Raw genomic sequence first — 15,309 nt, 5'->3', positions numbered from 1 at the left:
TCGGGCACGTGCCCATCAGCGCACCGGCACCGCGAAGAACGGTTCGAGTGCGGCGGTGATCTGCTCGCGCGCGTCGACGTCAGTGATCGTCGGCTCGCCATCGCCCGACTGCACGCCGTAGGCGCCGAACTGCGCGTGCACGGCGCCGTCGATCGCGACGAATTCGGCGTTGCCCGGCAGATCGGTGCGCGACGCCTCGATCTTCTCGGGCGTCGCCAGGCCGTCGTTCGTCGCCGAAATCGAGAGCACAGGCAGGTCGTCGCGCGAGGCGAGTGCGTCGCCCGAGCAGTAGGAGGCCAGCAGCACGAGCCCGTCGACGGCGTCGCGATCCGCATCGGCGTACATGCAGGCCTTCACGCCGCCCATGCTGTGCCCGCCGACCGACCAGCTCGTGACGTCGGGTGCGAGACCGGTGAACGCGCTGAGCGGTCGCGTCTCGAAGAGCGGCAGATTCAGCGCTGACTGCACGATCACCACGGTCGTGCCCTCGCCGACGAGGTCGCGAAAGGTCGCCTCGTACGCCTCGGGCTGCACTTTCGCCCCGGCGAAGAACACCAGGCCTCGGCCGTTCGCGGCGCCGGTCGGCGTCATCGTGACCGTCGAGCCGTTGACGGCGGTCGACAGGCGCGCGTCTTGCGACACCTCGGCGAGCGCCTTCGGTTCTGCCGGATACGTCTGCTCGCTCCAGACCAAGAACCCGATGACCGCGACGAGCACCACGGCGAGCAGTCCGCCACCGATGGCCCCGGCCGCGCGACGGCCACGGCTGCGGCTCCCTGCGCCGCGACGCCCGGGAATCAGTGCCGGGGTACGCGCACGGTACGCAAGGTATTCGGGGTCATCGCCCCACTTGCGCTGCGCTTTCTCTTCGAGCAGCGGGATGCCGCTCACTCGCGTGAGCAGCAGAATGACGAAGAGTGGGGAGAGGATCGCAATCCACTGCCAGCCGCGCAGCGCGGGGGCCGCGATGACGAGCACGCCGATCCAGAGCACGATCTCACCCAGGTAGTTCGGGTGCCGCACCACCGACCACAGGCCGGTCGAGATGAAGCGACCGCGGTTCGCCGCATCGGCTTTGAACCGGCTCTTCTGCGCATCGGCGGTGACCTCGATGACGAAGCCCAGCAGCCAGATCGCGAGTCCGATCCACGTGCTCACGCCCAGGGGCACCGGCGAATCGGAGGTGATCGCGATCCAGGCGGCAGCCGCGGTCAGACTCACCCACGCGCCCTGCACCGTCCACACCGAGAGGAAGCGCACCGGCGATCCCTTGATCTCGTCGAAACGATCATCGCCTCCCGAGCGAATGTTGCGCACGAACAGGAAGCTGCCGAGTCGCACGGCCCAGATCACGACGACTGCGGTGAGCAGCACCGAGCGCGCATCGAACGACGGTGCCAGCAGCAGGAGCCCGATCGTGACCGCGATGTACGTCACGCTGCCGGTCAGATCGAAGAAGCGGTCGGTGCGCGCGACGATCGCCGGGATGAATGCGATCCACTGCACCGCGAACGCGGCCGCCACCGCGATGACGAACCCCGGCAGGGGGCCGATCGACCACCCGTTGCGGCTGCCGGCGAGCGCGAGCAGCGCTCCCAGAATCAAGGCGGCGGCGATGAGAATCACCGAGCGTGCGATGGGCCGAGACATATCAGGTCCTGTTCGTGTGCGGGCTGGCGCGGTCACGCGTACAGCGCGTCGATCATCGGCGCCGCAGCGTCGAGCAGCGCGGAGCGCTTGAGTTTCATGGTGGGGGTGATGAATTCCGGGGTCCTGCGTTCGCCGATCACGAGGAGTGACCAGGTCTGCACCCGCTCCCCGGGCGAGACCGCAGCGTTCGCCGGTGCGATGGCCTCGGCGATCTCGGCTCGCAACCGATCGTCGGTGACGACGTCGAGGCCCGTCGCGGCGAGTTGGGCCGGCGGCTGCCGATCGTGCTCGTCGCACCACGCCTGCACGGCCTCGGTGTCGAGCACGACCAGGCCGGTCAGATAGGGGCGGTCGGTGCCCACGAGCACCGCGTGCGCAACGAGCGCATGGTGTTCGACGGCGCGCTCCCAGCGCTCGGGCGCCACCGTGCGGCCGGTCGAGGTGACGATGGTCTGCCCCATGCGCCCGCGCAGTGTGAGGGCGCCATCACTGCCGAGTTCGCCGAGATCGCCGGTGCGGAAGTAGCCGTCGACGAAGGCCGCCGCCGTGTGCTCGGGGTTGCGGTACCCGGCGAAGACGCCGACGCCGCGCGCGAGCACCTCGCCCTCTGCAGAAATGCGTACCTCGTTGCCCGGCAGCGGGGTGCCGACGCTGCCCGCGACGAGCGCGCCCGGGCGGCCACCGGTGAGCGGCGCCGTCGTCTCGGTCAGGCCGTACCCCTCGATGATGGGCACGCCGATGCCGCGGAAGAACTGCGCCAGCTCGGGGCGCAGGGTCGCTGCCCCCGAGAGCAGGTAGTCGACGCGCCCGCCCATGAGTGCGCGCAGTCGGCCGAAGAAGACGCGGTCGAAGACGGCGCGACGCGCGCGCAGCAGCAGGCCGGGGCGTGCGCGGGGTTCGCGATCCTGCGTCTCCATCGCCGCACCCCAGGCCTCGGCCGTGCGCACGGCCGCCCGCCACACAGCATCGAGGCGCTTTTCATGCGCCGCCTTGCCCGCGGCCGCCTGAATCTTCTCGAGCACGCGCGGCACGACGACGAGGAACGTGGGCCGCAGCACCGACAGGGCCTGCACGACCTCTTTGGGGTCGGCGAGATGCGCCACCCGCATGCCGTTCGCGATGCAGATGAGCTGCAGCGCACGACCGAGCACGTGCGTGAGCGGCAGGAAGAGGATCGTATTGCCCTGATCGTGCACCACCTCGGTGTACGCCTCGGCAGTGTTGAGCACCTGACCCACGAGGTTGCGGTGCGTGATCTGCGCCCCCTTGGGGTCACCCGTCGTGCCCGAGGTGTAGACGATTGTCGCGATGTCGTCGAGGGTGGCGGTGGTGCGTCGTTGTTCGAGCTCCGCATCAGCGATCGCCTCGCCCTGTTCGATGAGGTGCGACAGAGGGGCCGCCTGCGTCGTCGGGTCAGCGGTCGCGTGTGCCTCGGTACCGTTCGCGTCGCTCTCGCTGCGGAGTGCCCAGGTGCGCAGTGAGACGCCGGCTTCGGCAGCTGCCGCGCGCAGACGCGCATCGAGCACATCGTCGCCGACGAATGCCGCGACCGGTCGCGCGTCCGAGAGCACGGCAGCGAGCTGCGAGTGCGCCGCAGTGTCGTAGACGGGCACGACAACCGCACCGGCCGTCGCCGCCGCAAGGTCGGCCACCGCCCAGAGATACTGCGTCGGCGCCATGATCAGCACCGCATCCCCCGCCCGCACGCCATGTGCGAGCAGCCCCTTCGCCATACGGGTCACCTGCGCGGCGAACTCCGCCGTCGTGACGGGCAGCCACGGCTGATCGAGCGCGGTGCCTGGCTCGCGCACCTCGAAGGCCACGTGATCGGGGGCGGTCGCGAGCCGACGCTGCAACAGGTCGGTAACGTTGCGCACGCCGTCGATATCGATCACCGCCGGAGTAGCTGCGTCGAGTCGCTGTGCGGTAACCATCCGTGTGCCCACTCCCCCGAGCCCCCGTCGAGCAAGTTGCTCAATTCGTGAGGTTCTTCCGATGAAAGTATCACAGAAAGTGAGCAATGGGGCAAGGCGTGCGCCCCCGCGCGCTCGCGCTTCGTAACCCGATGACGTCGGTTTTCGCAACGCCCTCGACGCCCGAATGCCCGGCTGCGAGAGTCGCCCCATGAGAAGCATCACCTACGCCGGAGAAACCGTGGTCACCACCGACGATGTGGCAGAGGCGCTGATCGAGCTCACCGCCGCCATTGCGAAGAACGGGCGGGCGGAGGCCGTCAAGATTCCGATCGTCACCGATGACCACGAGCACCTCGGCACGGCCGAGCTCGTCATCGGCGTCGGCAACGACGTACTCTCGATCCCGGCCGCCTGGGATGCGGAAGAGGAGCCCGACTTCTCGGAGCAGGCCGCCGAGCTGCGCAGCCACGCGGGCTACCCCCACCCGGTGACCGGAGGCTCTATGACCGAGGAGTTCACGACACTCGACTGGGATCTCGATCTGGGCGACACCGACGGCGGCGCACCGGGCAGGTGAGGGCGGAGCCGACCGGTTCCGCCCTCACTGCACCACCCGCGTGTTCAGATGGTCGCCACCGACCCCGAGTCGACGCGGTAGTTCGATCCGTTGACGAACGACGCCCGGTCCGAACAGAGGAAGACGACGACGTTCGCCACTTCTTCTGGCTCGCCGCGGCGCCCCAACTCCATGTACGGCCGCTCCTCGTCGAGGAACGATTCGATGGCCTTGTCGAAGCTCACGCCCAGTTCGTCCGAGCGCTTCTGCATCATGCGATCCGTCATCGGCGTGTGAATGAACGCCGGTGACACGCAGTTCACCAACAGCCCCTCGTCGGCATACGACCGCGAGAGCCCCTTCGCGAGCGCCAGCACGCCCGCCTTCGCCGCGCAGTAGGGCAGCTCGTCATCGTACGGCTGCACCGCGTCTTCGGAGGCGAGAAAGACCAGCCGCCCCCACCCGCCCGAGCGCAGCGCCGGCAAGAATTCGCGCACGAGGCGCACGGGCCCGAGCAGATCGACCTCGACGGTCGACACCCAACCCTCATCGTCGATCTCGTGGAATTTGCCCTGTGCACCGGTGATACCCGCCGACTGCACCAGAATGTCGATGCTGCCCACCGCGGCCTCGACCTGTTCGCGCAGCGAGGCGAGGTCGTCGAGACTCGTGATGTCGGCCGCGAACGCGTGCAGCGCGTCGGGTGCGACATCGAGCTTCGCCGCGGCGGCTGCGAGATCGTCGGCGTCGTGATCGGTGATGACCACGCGCGCGCCCTCCTCCAGCAGCTGTCGCGCGGTGTGCCAACCGATTCCCGATGCACCGCCGGTGACCAGCGCCGTCTTGCCCGTGATTCCCAGATTCATGAGGTGTGTCCTTTCGTCGTTCCGAATGTGTGCACCGGCCGACCGTGCTCGCGGGGGTCGACCTCGATGCGGAAGATCGCGCCAGAGTCGGGCGCATCGTGCAACTGCTGCTCCGTCAGGTTCTCGCGCGCCGATCCGATGAGCAGAGTGGTGAGGTCCGGGCCCGCAAACGCCACCGAGGTGAGATTCGGGGTCGGGATCGCCACTTCCTCGAGCAGTGCGCCCTCGGGGCTCCACCGAGCGACGCACCCCTCGCCGTACAGCCCGTTCCAGAAAGTGCCGTCTGCGGCGAGCGCGAGCCCGTCGTGCGCTCGACCCGTGATGAACGGCTCGAGTTCACCGAGCTCGCCGGCCGGCCCGTAGCCGCCGCGGTAGATCGTCGAGGTGGAGGTGTCAGTGACGAGCATTGTGCTCCCGTCAGCCGACCACTCGAAGCCATTGGCGACCCCGAACCCGCCGCGCAGCACGCGCACGTCGCCATCGGCGTCGACCGACCACAGATCGGCATCCGGTGCGTCGCCGATCAGGCCCATGCCGCCCACGACGAACCGCCCGTACGGGTCGACCTTTCCCTCGTTCAGGCGCATACCGAATCGGCGGTGCGGCAACCGCGCGACCACGCGCTCGATGAGCCCGTCGGAGCCGAGCAGCACCACCGAGTCTTCGAGCGCGGCGACGTAGCGCCCACCCGGCGCCGGCTGCACCGCTGAGACCGGCGGAGGCAGCGACACCACGCGATCCTCACTGCCGTCGACGGCCCCGTCGAGTCGGCCGCGATGCAGCTGACCGGCGGTGATATCGACCCAGACGACCTCGGCGGTTCGCGCATCCCACCAGAGACTCTCGACCAGAATCGCCCGCGTCGAGCGGAACAGCTGCACCTCGCGAGTCATCACGCTCAGGGGGTCGGCATGCCGCCGTTGACGTTGAGCGTTTCACCCGCGACGTAGCTGGACTCCGCCGACGCCAAGTAGACGTACGCGGGGGCGAGCTCGGCGGGCTGCCCCATGCGACCCAGCGGGGTCTCTTCGCCGAAGTGTTCGATCTTGTCTTGCGGCTGGCCGTCGCTCGGCTGCAACGGGGTCCAGATCGGCCCCGGCGCAACCGCGTTCACCCGAATACCTTTCGGAGCGAGTTGCGCGGCGAGCCCCTTCGTGAAGGCGTTGATCGTGGCCTTCGTCGACGCGTAGTCGACCAGAATGCCCGAGGGCGAGTAGGCCTGAACGGAGGTCGTATTGATGATCGTCGACCCCGGAGCGAGGTGGGGCAGCGCGGCCTTGGTGATCCAGAACATCGCGTACACGTTGGTCTTGAACGTGTCATCGAACTGCTCATCGGTCAGGTCGGTCAACGACTCCTGGAAGACCTGCTTGCCGCCATTGTTCACGACGATGTCGAGGCCGCCGAGCTGCGAGACGGTGTCGGCCACGAGCGAGCGGCAGTACGACGCGTCGCGCAGATCCCCCGGCAGCGTCGCGACCTGCACCCCGGCGTCGCGGATGATGCCGGCGATGCGCTGGGCGTCGGGCTCCTCCTCGGGCAGGTACGACAGGGCCACGTCGGCGCCTTCGCGCGCAAACGCGATCGCCGCGGCGGCACCGATGCCCGAGTCGCCACCCGTGATGAGCGCCTTGCGCCCCTGCAGACGGCCGGAACCCCGGTAGCTCTGCTCGCCGAGATCGGCCTTCGGTGTGAGGTCGGCGTCGAGTCCGGGCTCGGAGAGATGCTGCCGCTGCGGCTTGATATCGGCGTAAAGCGCTGCCGGGTCGACGAAGGTGTACTGGTCACGAGACATGGTGCGTCCTTTCGTTGCGGTGGGTGGTGTGGCAGCTCGCCGTCATCGGTCGGCGAGCACATCTTTCGTTACGACATCGCGGAGGGTCATCACGGCCCCGAGAAACGCGAGGTGGCTGAGTGCCTGCGGGGTGTTGCCCCACGCGGTGCCGTCTGCGGGATCGATCATCTCGGCGTAGATGCCGACGTCGTTCGATAGGTGGACGAGCTCGTCCATGAGCTCGAGCGCCTCCTCGTGCCGGCCGACGCACGCGAGCGCTTCAACGCGCCAGAACGCGCACGCCACGAACGCGTGCTCCTCCTGCGGCATGCCCGAGTACCGGTACAGCAGCGGGCCTGCGCCGAGCGCATCACTCAGCGCGTCGATCGTCGACGACATGCGCTCGCCGCGGTCGAAGCCGCTCGGCGCGTGCAGCAGTACCGAAGCATCGAGTTCGTCGCTGCCGGCGGAGAACCGATACGCGCCAAGCTCCTCGTTCCACCCGTACTCATCGATCCACAGCCGAATGCGGTGCTGCTCCGCACGCCAGCGATCCGCACTCCCCGCGATAGCGCCCGCTTCGGCGAGCGCCGCCGCGTCTTCCAGGGCTTTCCAGCAGCCCATCTTCGACGAGATGTAGTGGCGCTGCTCTCCGAGCTCCCACATGCCCGAGTCGGGGTTGCGCCACAGATCGCACGTGCGATCCGCCACCCCCGCGAGCATGCGCGCAGTCGCCACATCGAGCACGTTGCCGGCATCGACGTACGTGCGGCAGATCGAGATGAGGTCTCCGTACACGCCGAGCTGCAACTGCTCATTCGCGGGGTTGCCCGTGACGACCGGGCCGATGCCCCGCCACCCGGCGACGTCATGCTCGGAAGGTTCGGGCACCAGCTCGCCGTCGAGCGTGTACATGACGTGCAGCTCGGGGCCGTGCTCGCGAATCGTCTGCAGCATCCACGACAGCGCCGCCTGCGTTTCCTCACGCAGGCCGAAGCGCACGAGCGCGGTCGCGGTGTAGGCGAGGTCGCGCACCCAGGCGAACCGGTAATCCCAGTTCTTGCCACCCGCGCGGCTCTCGGGCAATGAGGTCGTCGCGGCGGCGGCGATCGCCCCGGTCGGGCTGAAGATCAGCAGTTTCAGCGCGAGGGCATTTCGCTGCATGCGCTCTGCGTACGGGCCATCGTACGAGAACACTTCTGACCAATGCTGCCAGTTCTCGATGGTGCGATCGATGCCCAGGTCGACGTTGCGGGGGTCGGGGAAGTGGAGGGGCTCGTCGTGGGTCGCCGCGAGCGCGACGAGGTGTCGTGACCCCGCGCTCGCCACGAAGGCGCCGGCGAGTTCTGGGCCGGTCGATCCATCGGGGTCGGGATCAGCCGGACCGTGCTCGAACCCGACCACCGTGAACGCCGTCGCCCCGCTGCGCACCACAGGGCCGTGCATCGTCTGCTCGATCCACGGGGCCGCAGTGCGCAGCGACGCACCAGGGTTCACCCGCCACCGCATGGCAACGTCGCCGTCGATGCCTTCGATGCGGCGCGCGAGCTCTGCCCACGGGAGACGACCCGCGACCCCCGACACGAGCGCATCGGTCACGCGGACGCTGCCTTCCGGGGTCGTGAACGTGGTTTCGAGCACATTGGTGTTCGGCACGTAGCGGCGCTCCACCGAGACCTCGGCTGCTGGAGCATCCGGGGCGAGCTCGAAACACCCCCCGGTCTCGTCATCGAGCAGTCGGGCGAACACCGGCACGTTCGTGAGGTTCGGCAGCGGGAGCCAGTCGATGCGGCCGTTCAGGCCGATGAGCGCCACCGTGCGGCCGTCGCCGATCGGCGCGTACGACTCGACTCCGGGCTGCTCGACACTGTTGCGCTGCTCGCTCGACCGGTGCGGGGTGGGGGCTGCCATGCCTCCCATGGTCGAACCGCGGCGTCGCACACGTCAGTGCCTTGCGCTGCGGCCCGTGGTCGCGATATGCGATGCGGCAGCGGGCAAGGCGGTCGAGATTGCGCGGAGCCTGTCCAACGCAACCCCCTGTCCGGCCACCACGGCGAACGGCACGATGGAAGCATGAGCTCGATTTCGGCATCCTCCGCAGCAGCCCATCACCCGACCCACATGGCACTCCCGGCGCCGGCACGCCAGGTGTTCGCCGGCCTGCTGTTTCTCATCATCGTCGCGGCCGTGGCGTTCGGCGGATCCCTCGCATCCACCGGCAATGTCGACGGCTGGTACGCGGGCACCGAGAAAGTCGCCTGGAGCCCGCCCAACGGAATCTTCGGCCCGGTCTGGACGCTGCTCTACGCGCTGCTCGCGCTCGCCGGCTGGCTCATCTGGCGCGCCGGATATCGCGAGGGCGAACCGAATGCTGCGCGCAACGCGCTCGCACTGTTCGTCGCACAGCTCACGCTGAACTCGCTCTGGACCCCCGCGTTCTTCGCCGGCTACCCGTTCATCGGCCCGGCAGCGTGGTGGATCGCCGCTGTCATCATCGTGGCACTCATCTTCGTCGTGATCGCGCTCGCGATCTCAGCACGGCACTGGTCGCGCGTCGCCGCCTGGATCATGGCCCCGTATCTGGTCTGGCTGGCGTTCGCCACGAGCCTCAACATCGGCATCATTGTTCTCAACTGAGCGGGTGATCCTACCCCCTCGACTTCGGTTTTCGATCGATTTATGCATCACGGATTGGTCAAATCGCTCGTGATCGGGTAAAATTAGTAGGAAGTGCAAGTTCACCGGCCAATTTCGGCGCGTTTCGCCCCGTAATCGACGCCTGAACGCACTCGTCGAGACCGTGCGGCAGCCAGCCCACGAGTCCGCACACGACAGCGTCTGAGGAGATCACTATGCAGCAGTCTCACGTCGTGGGACACACCCTCGTGTACCCGCACCACGGTGCGGTGACGATCACTGCGATCGAGGTGAAGAAGATCGGCGGCGTCGAGCGCACCTGGCTCACGCTGCAGCCGCTGCTCAACGAGCTGTCGATCCAGATTCCCGCCGATCAGCTGAACGAGATCGGTGTGCGCGAGCTCATCGATAGCGACGGCATCGCAGAATTGATCGACATCCTCCAAGAGGAGTTCATCGAGGAGCCGGGCAACTGGTCACGCCGATTCAAGGCCAACGGCGAGAAGCTCGCCTCGGGCAGCGTGCACCGCGTCGGCGAGGTCGTTCGCGATCTCTGGCGCCGCAGCCAGGGTGCCAAGCTCTCGACCGGCGAAAAGGCCATGTACCAGCGCGCCAGCGGCATCCTCGTCACCGAGTTCGCGCTCGCGCGCGGCATTGCCGAAGCCGACGCCCACGAAGAGGTCGAGAAGATCCTCGCCGGCGAAAAGATCGCCGTCTGATCGAGATACCCCCGCAGCGGTCAACCCGCTGACACGCCGAACGGCCGCCCGCGCGAGATCGCGGGCGGCCGTTCGGCGTTTCGGGCGGAGCACTCAGGCCGCGTGGGCCACCCGCAGCGCCTCGACGAGCGACGTCGTCGGGCGGCCGATGAGCTCGGCGAGCGTGCGATCCGATGACTCGAGGTCGCCCTGCGCGATGCCCGCATCGAGCGCCGTCAAGAAACCGATGGTCCCCGCATCAAGCCCGGCGCCCTCGAGCGCTGCCTGGTACTCGGCCGCGGGCAGATCCTGGTGCACGACGGGCGCGCCCAGCACCTCCCCGATAGCCGCAGCGAGCTCGTCGTAGGTGAACGACTCACCCGCGAGCTCGTAGGTCTTGCCGATGTGCGCGTCACCGATCAGCGCGACGGCTGCGGCCTCCGCGTAGTCGCGGCGCGCAGCAGCCGACACGCGCCCGCCCTGTGTCGCCGAGAGCAGCGTGCCCGTCGCCTCGGCAGCACCGAAGTTGCCCAGGTAGTTCTCGATGTACCAATCGTTGCGCAGCAGCGTCGCCGGCACCCCCGATGCGGCGATGGCCTGCTCGGTGGCGAGATGCTCGGCAGCAAGCGGCAGCGAGCTCGACTCGACATTCGCGAGGCTCGTGTACGCGAGCTGCACGATACCCGCTGCCGCAGCAGCGTCGATGACCGCCTGGTGCTGCGGCACGCGCTTGCCGACCTCGCTGCCAGAGATGAGCAGCACGCGGTCGACCCCGTCGAACGCTGCAGTCACGGTTGCGGCATCGTCGTAATCGAGCGGCACGACGCGAATGCCGCGCTCAGCGATGTCCGCCGCCTTCGAGGGCGTGCGCACGCCGGCGACGATCTGGTCGGCGGCGACGCCCTTCGCGAGGAGCGCGTCGATGACGAGGCGGCCGAGCTGGCCGTTGGCTGCGGTGATGAGTGTGGTCACGGTGTTCCCTTCGATGGTGGCTTCGTTCGGGTGCAGCGCGATCCTGCCCCTGCGCATTCCCGTGCGACGGTACCCACTTTCGGGTAAGGTACTAGCGAAATGGTGAGTTATGCAGAAATCCGCGCCACTGGGGCGTTCGATCCGGCGTGTTCGACACGTGTCGTGCTCGATCACGTGATGAGTCGTTGGGGTGTGCTCGTGCTGTGCACGCTCTCAGACGGCACCCGTCGCTGGGGCGAGTTGCGCCGCGAGGTCGAGGGCATCAGTGAGAAGATGCTCGCGTCAACCCTGCGCCAACTGGTCGCCGACGGCATCGTGCACCGCGAATCACTGCCGACCGTGCCCCCTCACGTCGAGTACTGCCTGACCGAGCGCGGCGAAGAACTCATGGAGCGCATGCTGCCGCTCATCGGGTGGATCGCGGATCGCGCCGACGAGATCGTGGGCGCCCCGGCGCAGCGGCTCGGCGTCACGCCCCAGCCACTCACCGCGCGCGTGTGAAGTAGACCCGCTCGAACCCATCTTCGGTGCGGCGGCCCGTCTCAACGAACCCGCGTTTCGGATAGTAGGTGAGGTTCTCGGTCATCGCCGCGTTCGTATACAGCCTGAGTTCGGGCAGCCCGAGTCGCTCCGCCTCTGCCTCTGCCGCGGCAATGAGCCCCCCGCCGATACCCTGACCGTGAGCGTCAGGATCGACCGCAACATTCTCGATCAGCAGGTGGTCGAGGTGCGGAATTGTGACGAGCAACCCAACGATTTTGTTGTGCAGCGTCGCCACGCGAACGTGCACCCGCTCCTCCCCGATCAGAGCAGCGTAGTCGCTCGCCATCGGTGCGGGCTCGCGCCCGATGCGCGGCACGTACGGGGCATAGGCCCGACGCACGAGGGCCGTCAGATCTTCGACGTCCGCGGCTGACGCATCACGAATTTCGAGCACGGCGCTCAGCTCCCGTCACGCAGGTCGTGCAGCGTTTCTGGCTCGAAGCGAATCTCGTCGAAGCGCACGGCGCACCCCTCGCCGGTGGGCGATTGCACCAGGAAGCCGAGCTGCGCACGTAGGTGGTCGCGCGTTGCAGAGGAAGCCGGGGGGTCGAGGCGGAACACGCGCACGAACTCCCAATATCGACCATCGCGTGAGGCGTGCAGCGCGAACACGGAATCAATACGCGAGATGCGCAGCCACAGCGTGTCTGCCTCGGCGTCGAATGCGTTGGCGTCGTCAGACGCCCCGCGCGTCACCACACTGACCGCGAAGCGCTGCCCGGTCGGCGAGTATTCGAAACAGAGCTTCGCCCAGTGCGCCTCGTCGAACCAGATCAGCAGCACGCCCGCGTCGAATGCTGAGGCGAAATCGACGGTAACCCGGGCGGAGAACTGGAAGTCACCCTCGGAGGCCGCGAACCGCGCCATCGAAGCGTTCCGCAGGGTGGCGCGACCGAACGGATCGACGATGAGATCGATGCACGGTGGTGCGACCGCCGAGAGCAGCGCCCCGTCCCAAACCCACTCCGCCCGATCATCGGTGGTCAACTCGCCCGGCAGCGCGGCGACAGCGTGTGCAGTCATGAGGTCCTCTCGAGACAGAGCCGCGGCGATGCGGCGATGCGGGATCAGCCTGCCAGCGACTCCTGAGAGCTCGCATCGGCGATCCGCACGAGCATCTCGGCGAGCAGCAGCCGCTCCCCCGCCGTGAGCGCCGTGCCGAGACCCGACAGCCCGGCGAGCAGCGCGGCGGCGTGCGAGGCCACAGTTGGGGCCGAGGCCGCATCACAGGCTTGATCGGTGGTCACTCCGTCGAACACGGCGTCGCGCACGCGGTGCGACATCGAGGCATCGCGATCCGCCGCCGCCTGACCGATCAATCGCAGCGTTACCCCCGTGCCGGCGGCTTCGATCATGCCCGATGCGGTCTCGGGGCTGACCCGGAGCGCCCCCGCCTCGGCGACACGGGTGGTGAGCATGAGCAGGCGCGCGTGGGCCACCGCGGTCACTTCTGAGCTGTACCCCGGCTGCGGGTCCGCGTAGGTCAGCAGATAGTGGTGGGGATGCTCGAGGCCGTAGTTCACGTGTAGATCCCAGCCGGCACGCAGGTCGGCGATCGGGTTATCGCTGAGCCGCTGCGCCCGCTTCTGGGCGAGGTACCCCTCGAAGGCACGCGCCGCAACGGCCGCGAGCAGCCCCCGCATGTCACCGAATTGCCGGTAGATCGCGGGCGCCTGCACCCCTGCCGCTTCGCCGACCGCCCGCGTCGTGACCGCGTCACGGCCGCCCGCGCGCAGCAGCGCATCGGCGGCGTCGAGCATGCGCTCACGGGGGTCGGGTCGAGAAGACATGTAGCGATGCTATCAGCAGATTGATAGCACTCTTCAAAAACTCGTGTTATGTTAGCGGCGATAACACTTGAGCGAGAGCGGAGAAGACATGCGTCTCACCGGAAACACCATCTTGATCGTCGGCGGCACCTCGGGAATCGGCCTCGAACTCGCGTTGCGTTTGCGCGATGCCGGCAACTCGATCATCGTCTCGGGCCGCCGCACCGAACGCCTCGCGGCGATCGAAGCCGAACACGGCATCCCCGGCATCGCCGCCGACGTGGCCGACGCTGGGTCGATCCTGCGCCTGCGCAACACCGCGATCGAGCGCTTCCCCACCCTCGACGCCGTGGTGACCATGTCGGGGATCATGCAGCGCGAGCTCGTTCTCGAGCCGGGGGCGCTTGAGATCGCGGAACGCACGATTGAGACCAATCTGCTGGGCACCATTCGCCTCATCGACGCGTTTCTGCCTCATCTGCTGAGCCGCCCGCGCGCGGCGATCCTGACCGTCTCGTCGGGCCTCGCCTTCGTGCCGCGCGCCGACACCCCGACCTATTCTGCGACGAAAGCCGCTGTGCACTCGTACTCCGAATCGCTCCGCGAACAATTGCGCGACACCGCGGTGCAGGTCATCGAATTGGTGCCGCCGCTCACCGCGACCGAGTTGACCCCCGGTCAGCGCGAGAACCCCGCTGCGATGCCACTCGAGGACTACGTCGCCGATTCGATCACGCTCGTCGATGCCGACCCCGACATCACCGAGGTGCTCGTCGAGCGCGTGAAGCCGCAGCGTTTCGCCGAGGTCGACGGCACGTACGCGCAGATCTTCGCGCGGATCGCCGGGCGCGCGGTGTAGGTGCTGGGCCGCGGGCAAGGGCACAGATGCAGCCACCGCCCATGCCGCACCGGCACCCCACTCCGAGTGCACCCTTTTCTCGCGAGCGCACCATTTCTTCGAGGGTGCACTCGCGAGAAAAGGGTGCCCTCGGGGGGCGGGCGGGCGGGCGGGCGAGCAGGGCGCGGGGCAGCGCCGCCCCGCGAGCGCGCTACAGCTCTTCGTGCGAGGCCGGGTCGGCGTCGAACAGGCGCCCATCCGGCCGCCCGAGCGCGGTGATCGCAGCCACATCGGCATCGTCGAGCTCGATCGCGACCGCCGCGAGGTTCTCGCGCTGACGCTCCAGGCTCTGCGACCGCGGAATCGACACGACTCCACGCGCCGCGTGCCAGGCGAGCACGATCTGCACCGGCGTCGCCTGGTGCGCGGCGGCGATCCGCCGAATCACGGGTTCGTCGAGCACCGCTCCGGCGCGACCGATCGGGCTCCAGGCTTCGGTAATGATGCCGAGTTCGCGGTGCAGCTCGACCGCGGCCTCCTGCGGAAAGTACGGGTGCACCTCGAGCTGATTCACGACGGGCCGCACCCCGGTTTCGGCCTCGATGCGCTCCAGGTGCTCGGGAAGGAAGTTCGAGACGCCAATCTGATCGACGACGCCGCGCTCACGCGAATCGACCAGCCCCTGCCACGCTTCGACGTACTGCCCGCGCGACGGGTTCGGCCAGTGAATCAGGTGCAGTCCGATCGCGTCGACGCCGAGGCGTGCGCGACTCTCTTCGACGCTGTGATGATTCCAGGGCGCCTCGTGGTGGCGGCCCGGCAACTTCGAGGTGACAATCACCTGTGCCCCTGCCTCACCTGCCTGACGTACGCCGCGACCGACGGCACCTTCGTTCTCGTAGTTGAACGCGGTGTCGACGAGGCGGTACCCGGCACCGATGGCACCCGCCACGGCATCGGCCCCTTCGTCGCCGTTCAGCTTGTAGGTACCGAGCCCGATAGGCGGCAGAACGAAGCCGTTGTGGGCGGTGAACCGTTTGTGCTGTGCCATGCTGCAGTGCTCCTTCGGTCGCGAGGTGACGAACCCTCT

Annotated in this window: 16 protein-coding genes; 5 read left to right on the top strand and 11 right to left on the bottom strand. The window is 68.1% G+C overall.

Annotated elements, in window-relative coordinates:
* Window positions 1-15: 15 nt before the first annotated feature.
* Together ACZF5Y_RS01990 and ACZF5Y_RS01985 are read right to left on the bottom strand one after the other, a co-directional pair.
* Window positions 16-1,650, bottom strand: a complete 1,635-nt coding sequence (locus ACZF5Y_RS01990) for a DUF1295 domain-containing protein (RefSeq protein ID WP_497534161.1) — start codon at window positions 1,648-1,650, stop codon at window positions 16-18.
* A gap of 32 nt (window positions 1,651-1,682) precedes the next feature.
* Window positions 1,683-3,584: an AMP-dependent synthetase/ligase gene (locus tag ACZF5Y_RS01985; RefSeq protein WP_497534160.1), complete on the bottom strand. Its 1,902-nt coding sequence runs from the start codon at window positions 3,582-3,584 to the stop codon at window positions 1,683-1,685.
* Between the two features lie 190 nt (window positions 3,585-3,774).
* Between ACZF5Y_RS01985 and ACZF5Y_RS01980 the strand changes: the two genes are divergently transcribed.
* Window positions 3,775-4,143, top strand: coding sequence for a hypothetical protein (locus tag ACZF5Y_RS01980; RefSeq protein ID WP_497534159.1), 369 nt, complete (start codon window positions 3,775-3,777; stop codon window positions 4,141-4,143).
* 44 nt (window positions 4,144-4,187) lie between these two features.
* On the opposite strand, the gene ACZF5Y_RS01975 is transcribed toward ACZF5Y_RS01980, so the two are convergent.
* Genes ACZF5Y_RS01975 through ACZF5Y_RS01960 form a run of 4 tightly spaced genes read right to left on the bottom strand, consistent with a single transcriptional unit; the run spans window position 4,188 to window position 8,673 of the window.
* Entirely contained in the window at window positions 4,188-4,988 is an 801-nt protein-coding gene (locus tag ACZF5Y_RS01975; RefSeq protein ID WP_497534158.1) for an SDR family NAD(P)-dependent oxidoreductase, read from the bottom strand.
* Complete coding sequence (locus ACZF5Y_RS01970) at window positions 4,985-5,881, bottom strand: SMP-30/gluconolactonase/LRE family protein (protein WP_497534157.1); 897 nt, start codon at window positions 5,879-5,881, stop codon at window positions 4,985-4,987. Before ACZF5Y_RS01970 ends, ACZF5Y_RS01975 begins: the two co-directional genes overlap by 4 nt.
* A 5-nt stretch (window positions 5,882-5,886) precedes the next feature.
* Window positions 5,887-6,783, bottom strand: coding sequence for an SDR family oxidoreductase (locus tag ACZF5Y_RS01965; RefSeq protein ID WP_497534156.1), 897 nt, complete (start codon window positions 6,781-6,783; stop codon window positions 5,887-5,889).
* 42 nt (window positions 6,784-6,825) lie between these two features.
* Window positions 6,826-8,673, bottom strand: coding sequence for a glycoside hydrolase family 15 protein (locus ACZF5Y_RS01960; protein ID WP_497534155.1), 1,848 nt, complete (start codon window positions 8,671-8,673; stop codon window positions 6,826-6,828).
* Window positions 8,674-8,835: 162 nt separating this feature from the next.
* Between ACZF5Y_RS01960 and ACZF5Y_RS01955 the strand changes: the two genes are divergently transcribed.
* The gene (locus ACZF5Y_RS01955) at window positions 8,836-9,399 is read left to right on the top strand and encodes a TspO/MBR family protein (RefSeq protein WP_497534154.1); all 564 of its coding nucleotides are present in this window, start codon (window positions 8,836-8,838) and stop codon (window positions 9,397-9,399) included.
* A gap of 215 nt (window positions 9,400-9,614) precedes the next feature.
* Window positions 9,615-10,118, top strand: coding sequence for a CarD family transcriptional regulator (locus tag ACZF5Y_RS01950; RefSeq protein ID WP_053351314.1), 504 nt, complete (start codon window positions 9,615-9,617; stop codon window positions 10,116-10,118).
* A 93-nt stretch (window positions 10,119-10,211) separates the two neighbouring features.
* Here ACZF5Y_RS01950 and ACZF5Y_RS01945 read toward each other — a convergent pair whose 3' ends face one another.
* Window positions 10,212-11,069 carry an SDR family oxidoreductase gene (locus ACZF5Y_RS01945; protein WP_497534153.1) on the bottom strand — a complete coding sequence of 286 codons (858 nt, stop codon included), beginning with the start codon at window positions 11,067-11,069 and terminating at the stop codon, window positions 10,212-10,214.
* A gap of 99 nt (window positions 11,070-11,168) precedes the next feature.
* Here ACZF5Y_RS01945 and ACZF5Y_RS01940 point away from each other — a divergent pair, with 99 nt between their 5' ends.
* Window positions 11,169-11,570: a winged helix-turn-helix transcriptional regulator gene (locus ACZF5Y_RS01940; protein ID WP_497534152.1), complete on the top strand. Its 402-nt coding sequence runs from the start codon at window positions 11,169-11,171 to the stop codon at window positions 11,568-11,570.
* Here the strand turns inward: ACZF5Y_RS01940 and ACZF5Y_RS01935 are convergent.
* From ACZF5Y_RS01935 to ACZF5Y_RS01925, 3 genes are read right to left on the bottom strand one after another with little or no spacing between them, the layout of a single operon-like run.
* Complete coding sequence (locus tag ACZF5Y_RS01935; RefSeq protein WP_497534151.1) at window positions 11,554-12,006, bottom strand: GNAT family N-acetyltransferase; 453 nt, start codon at window positions 12,004-12,006, stop codon at window positions 11,554-11,556. The two genes, ACZF5Y_RS01940 and ACZF5Y_RS01935, sit on opposite strands and share 17 nt — an antisense overlap.
* Before the next feature lie 5 nt (window positions 12,007-12,011).
* Entirely contained in the window at window positions 12,012-12,635 is a 624-nt protein-coding gene (locus tag ACZF5Y_RS01930) for a DUF1349 domain-containing protein (protein ID WP_497534150.1), read from the bottom strand.
* A 44-nt stretch (window positions 12,636-12,679) separates the two neighbouring features.
* The gene (locus ACZF5Y_RS01925; protein ID WP_497534149.1) at window positions 12,680-13,402 is read right to left on the bottom strand and encodes a TetR/AcrR family transcriptional regulator; all 723 of its coding nucleotides are present in this window, start codon (window positions 13,400-13,402) and stop codon (window positions 12,680-12,682) included.
* A gap of 88 nt (window positions 13,403-13,490) precedes the next feature.
* Between ACZF5Y_RS01925 and ACZF5Y_RS01920 the strand changes: the two genes are divergently transcribed.
* Window positions 13,491-14,240 (top strand): SDR family oxidoreductase, encoded by a 750-nt coding sequence (locus ACZF5Y_RS01920; protein WP_497534148.1) that lies wholly within the window; start codon window positions 13,491-13,493, stop codon window positions 14,238-14,240.
* 190 nt (window positions 14,241-14,430) lie between these two features.
* Here the strand turns inward: ACZF5Y_RS01920 and ACZF5Y_RS01915 are convergent, their stop codons facing one another.
* Window positions 14,431-15,270: an aldo/keto reductase gene (locus ACZF5Y_RS01915; protein ID WP_497534147.1), complete on the bottom strand. Its 840-nt coding sequence runs from the start codon at window positions 15,268-15,270 to the stop codon at window positions 14,431-14,433.
* Window positions 15,271-15,309: the final 39 nt, after the last annotated feature.

The sequence above is a fragment of the Leucobacter sp. WKLB1 genome (assembly GCF_059696215.1).
This window is presented reverse-complemented; position numbering and strand designations above follow the sequence as displayed.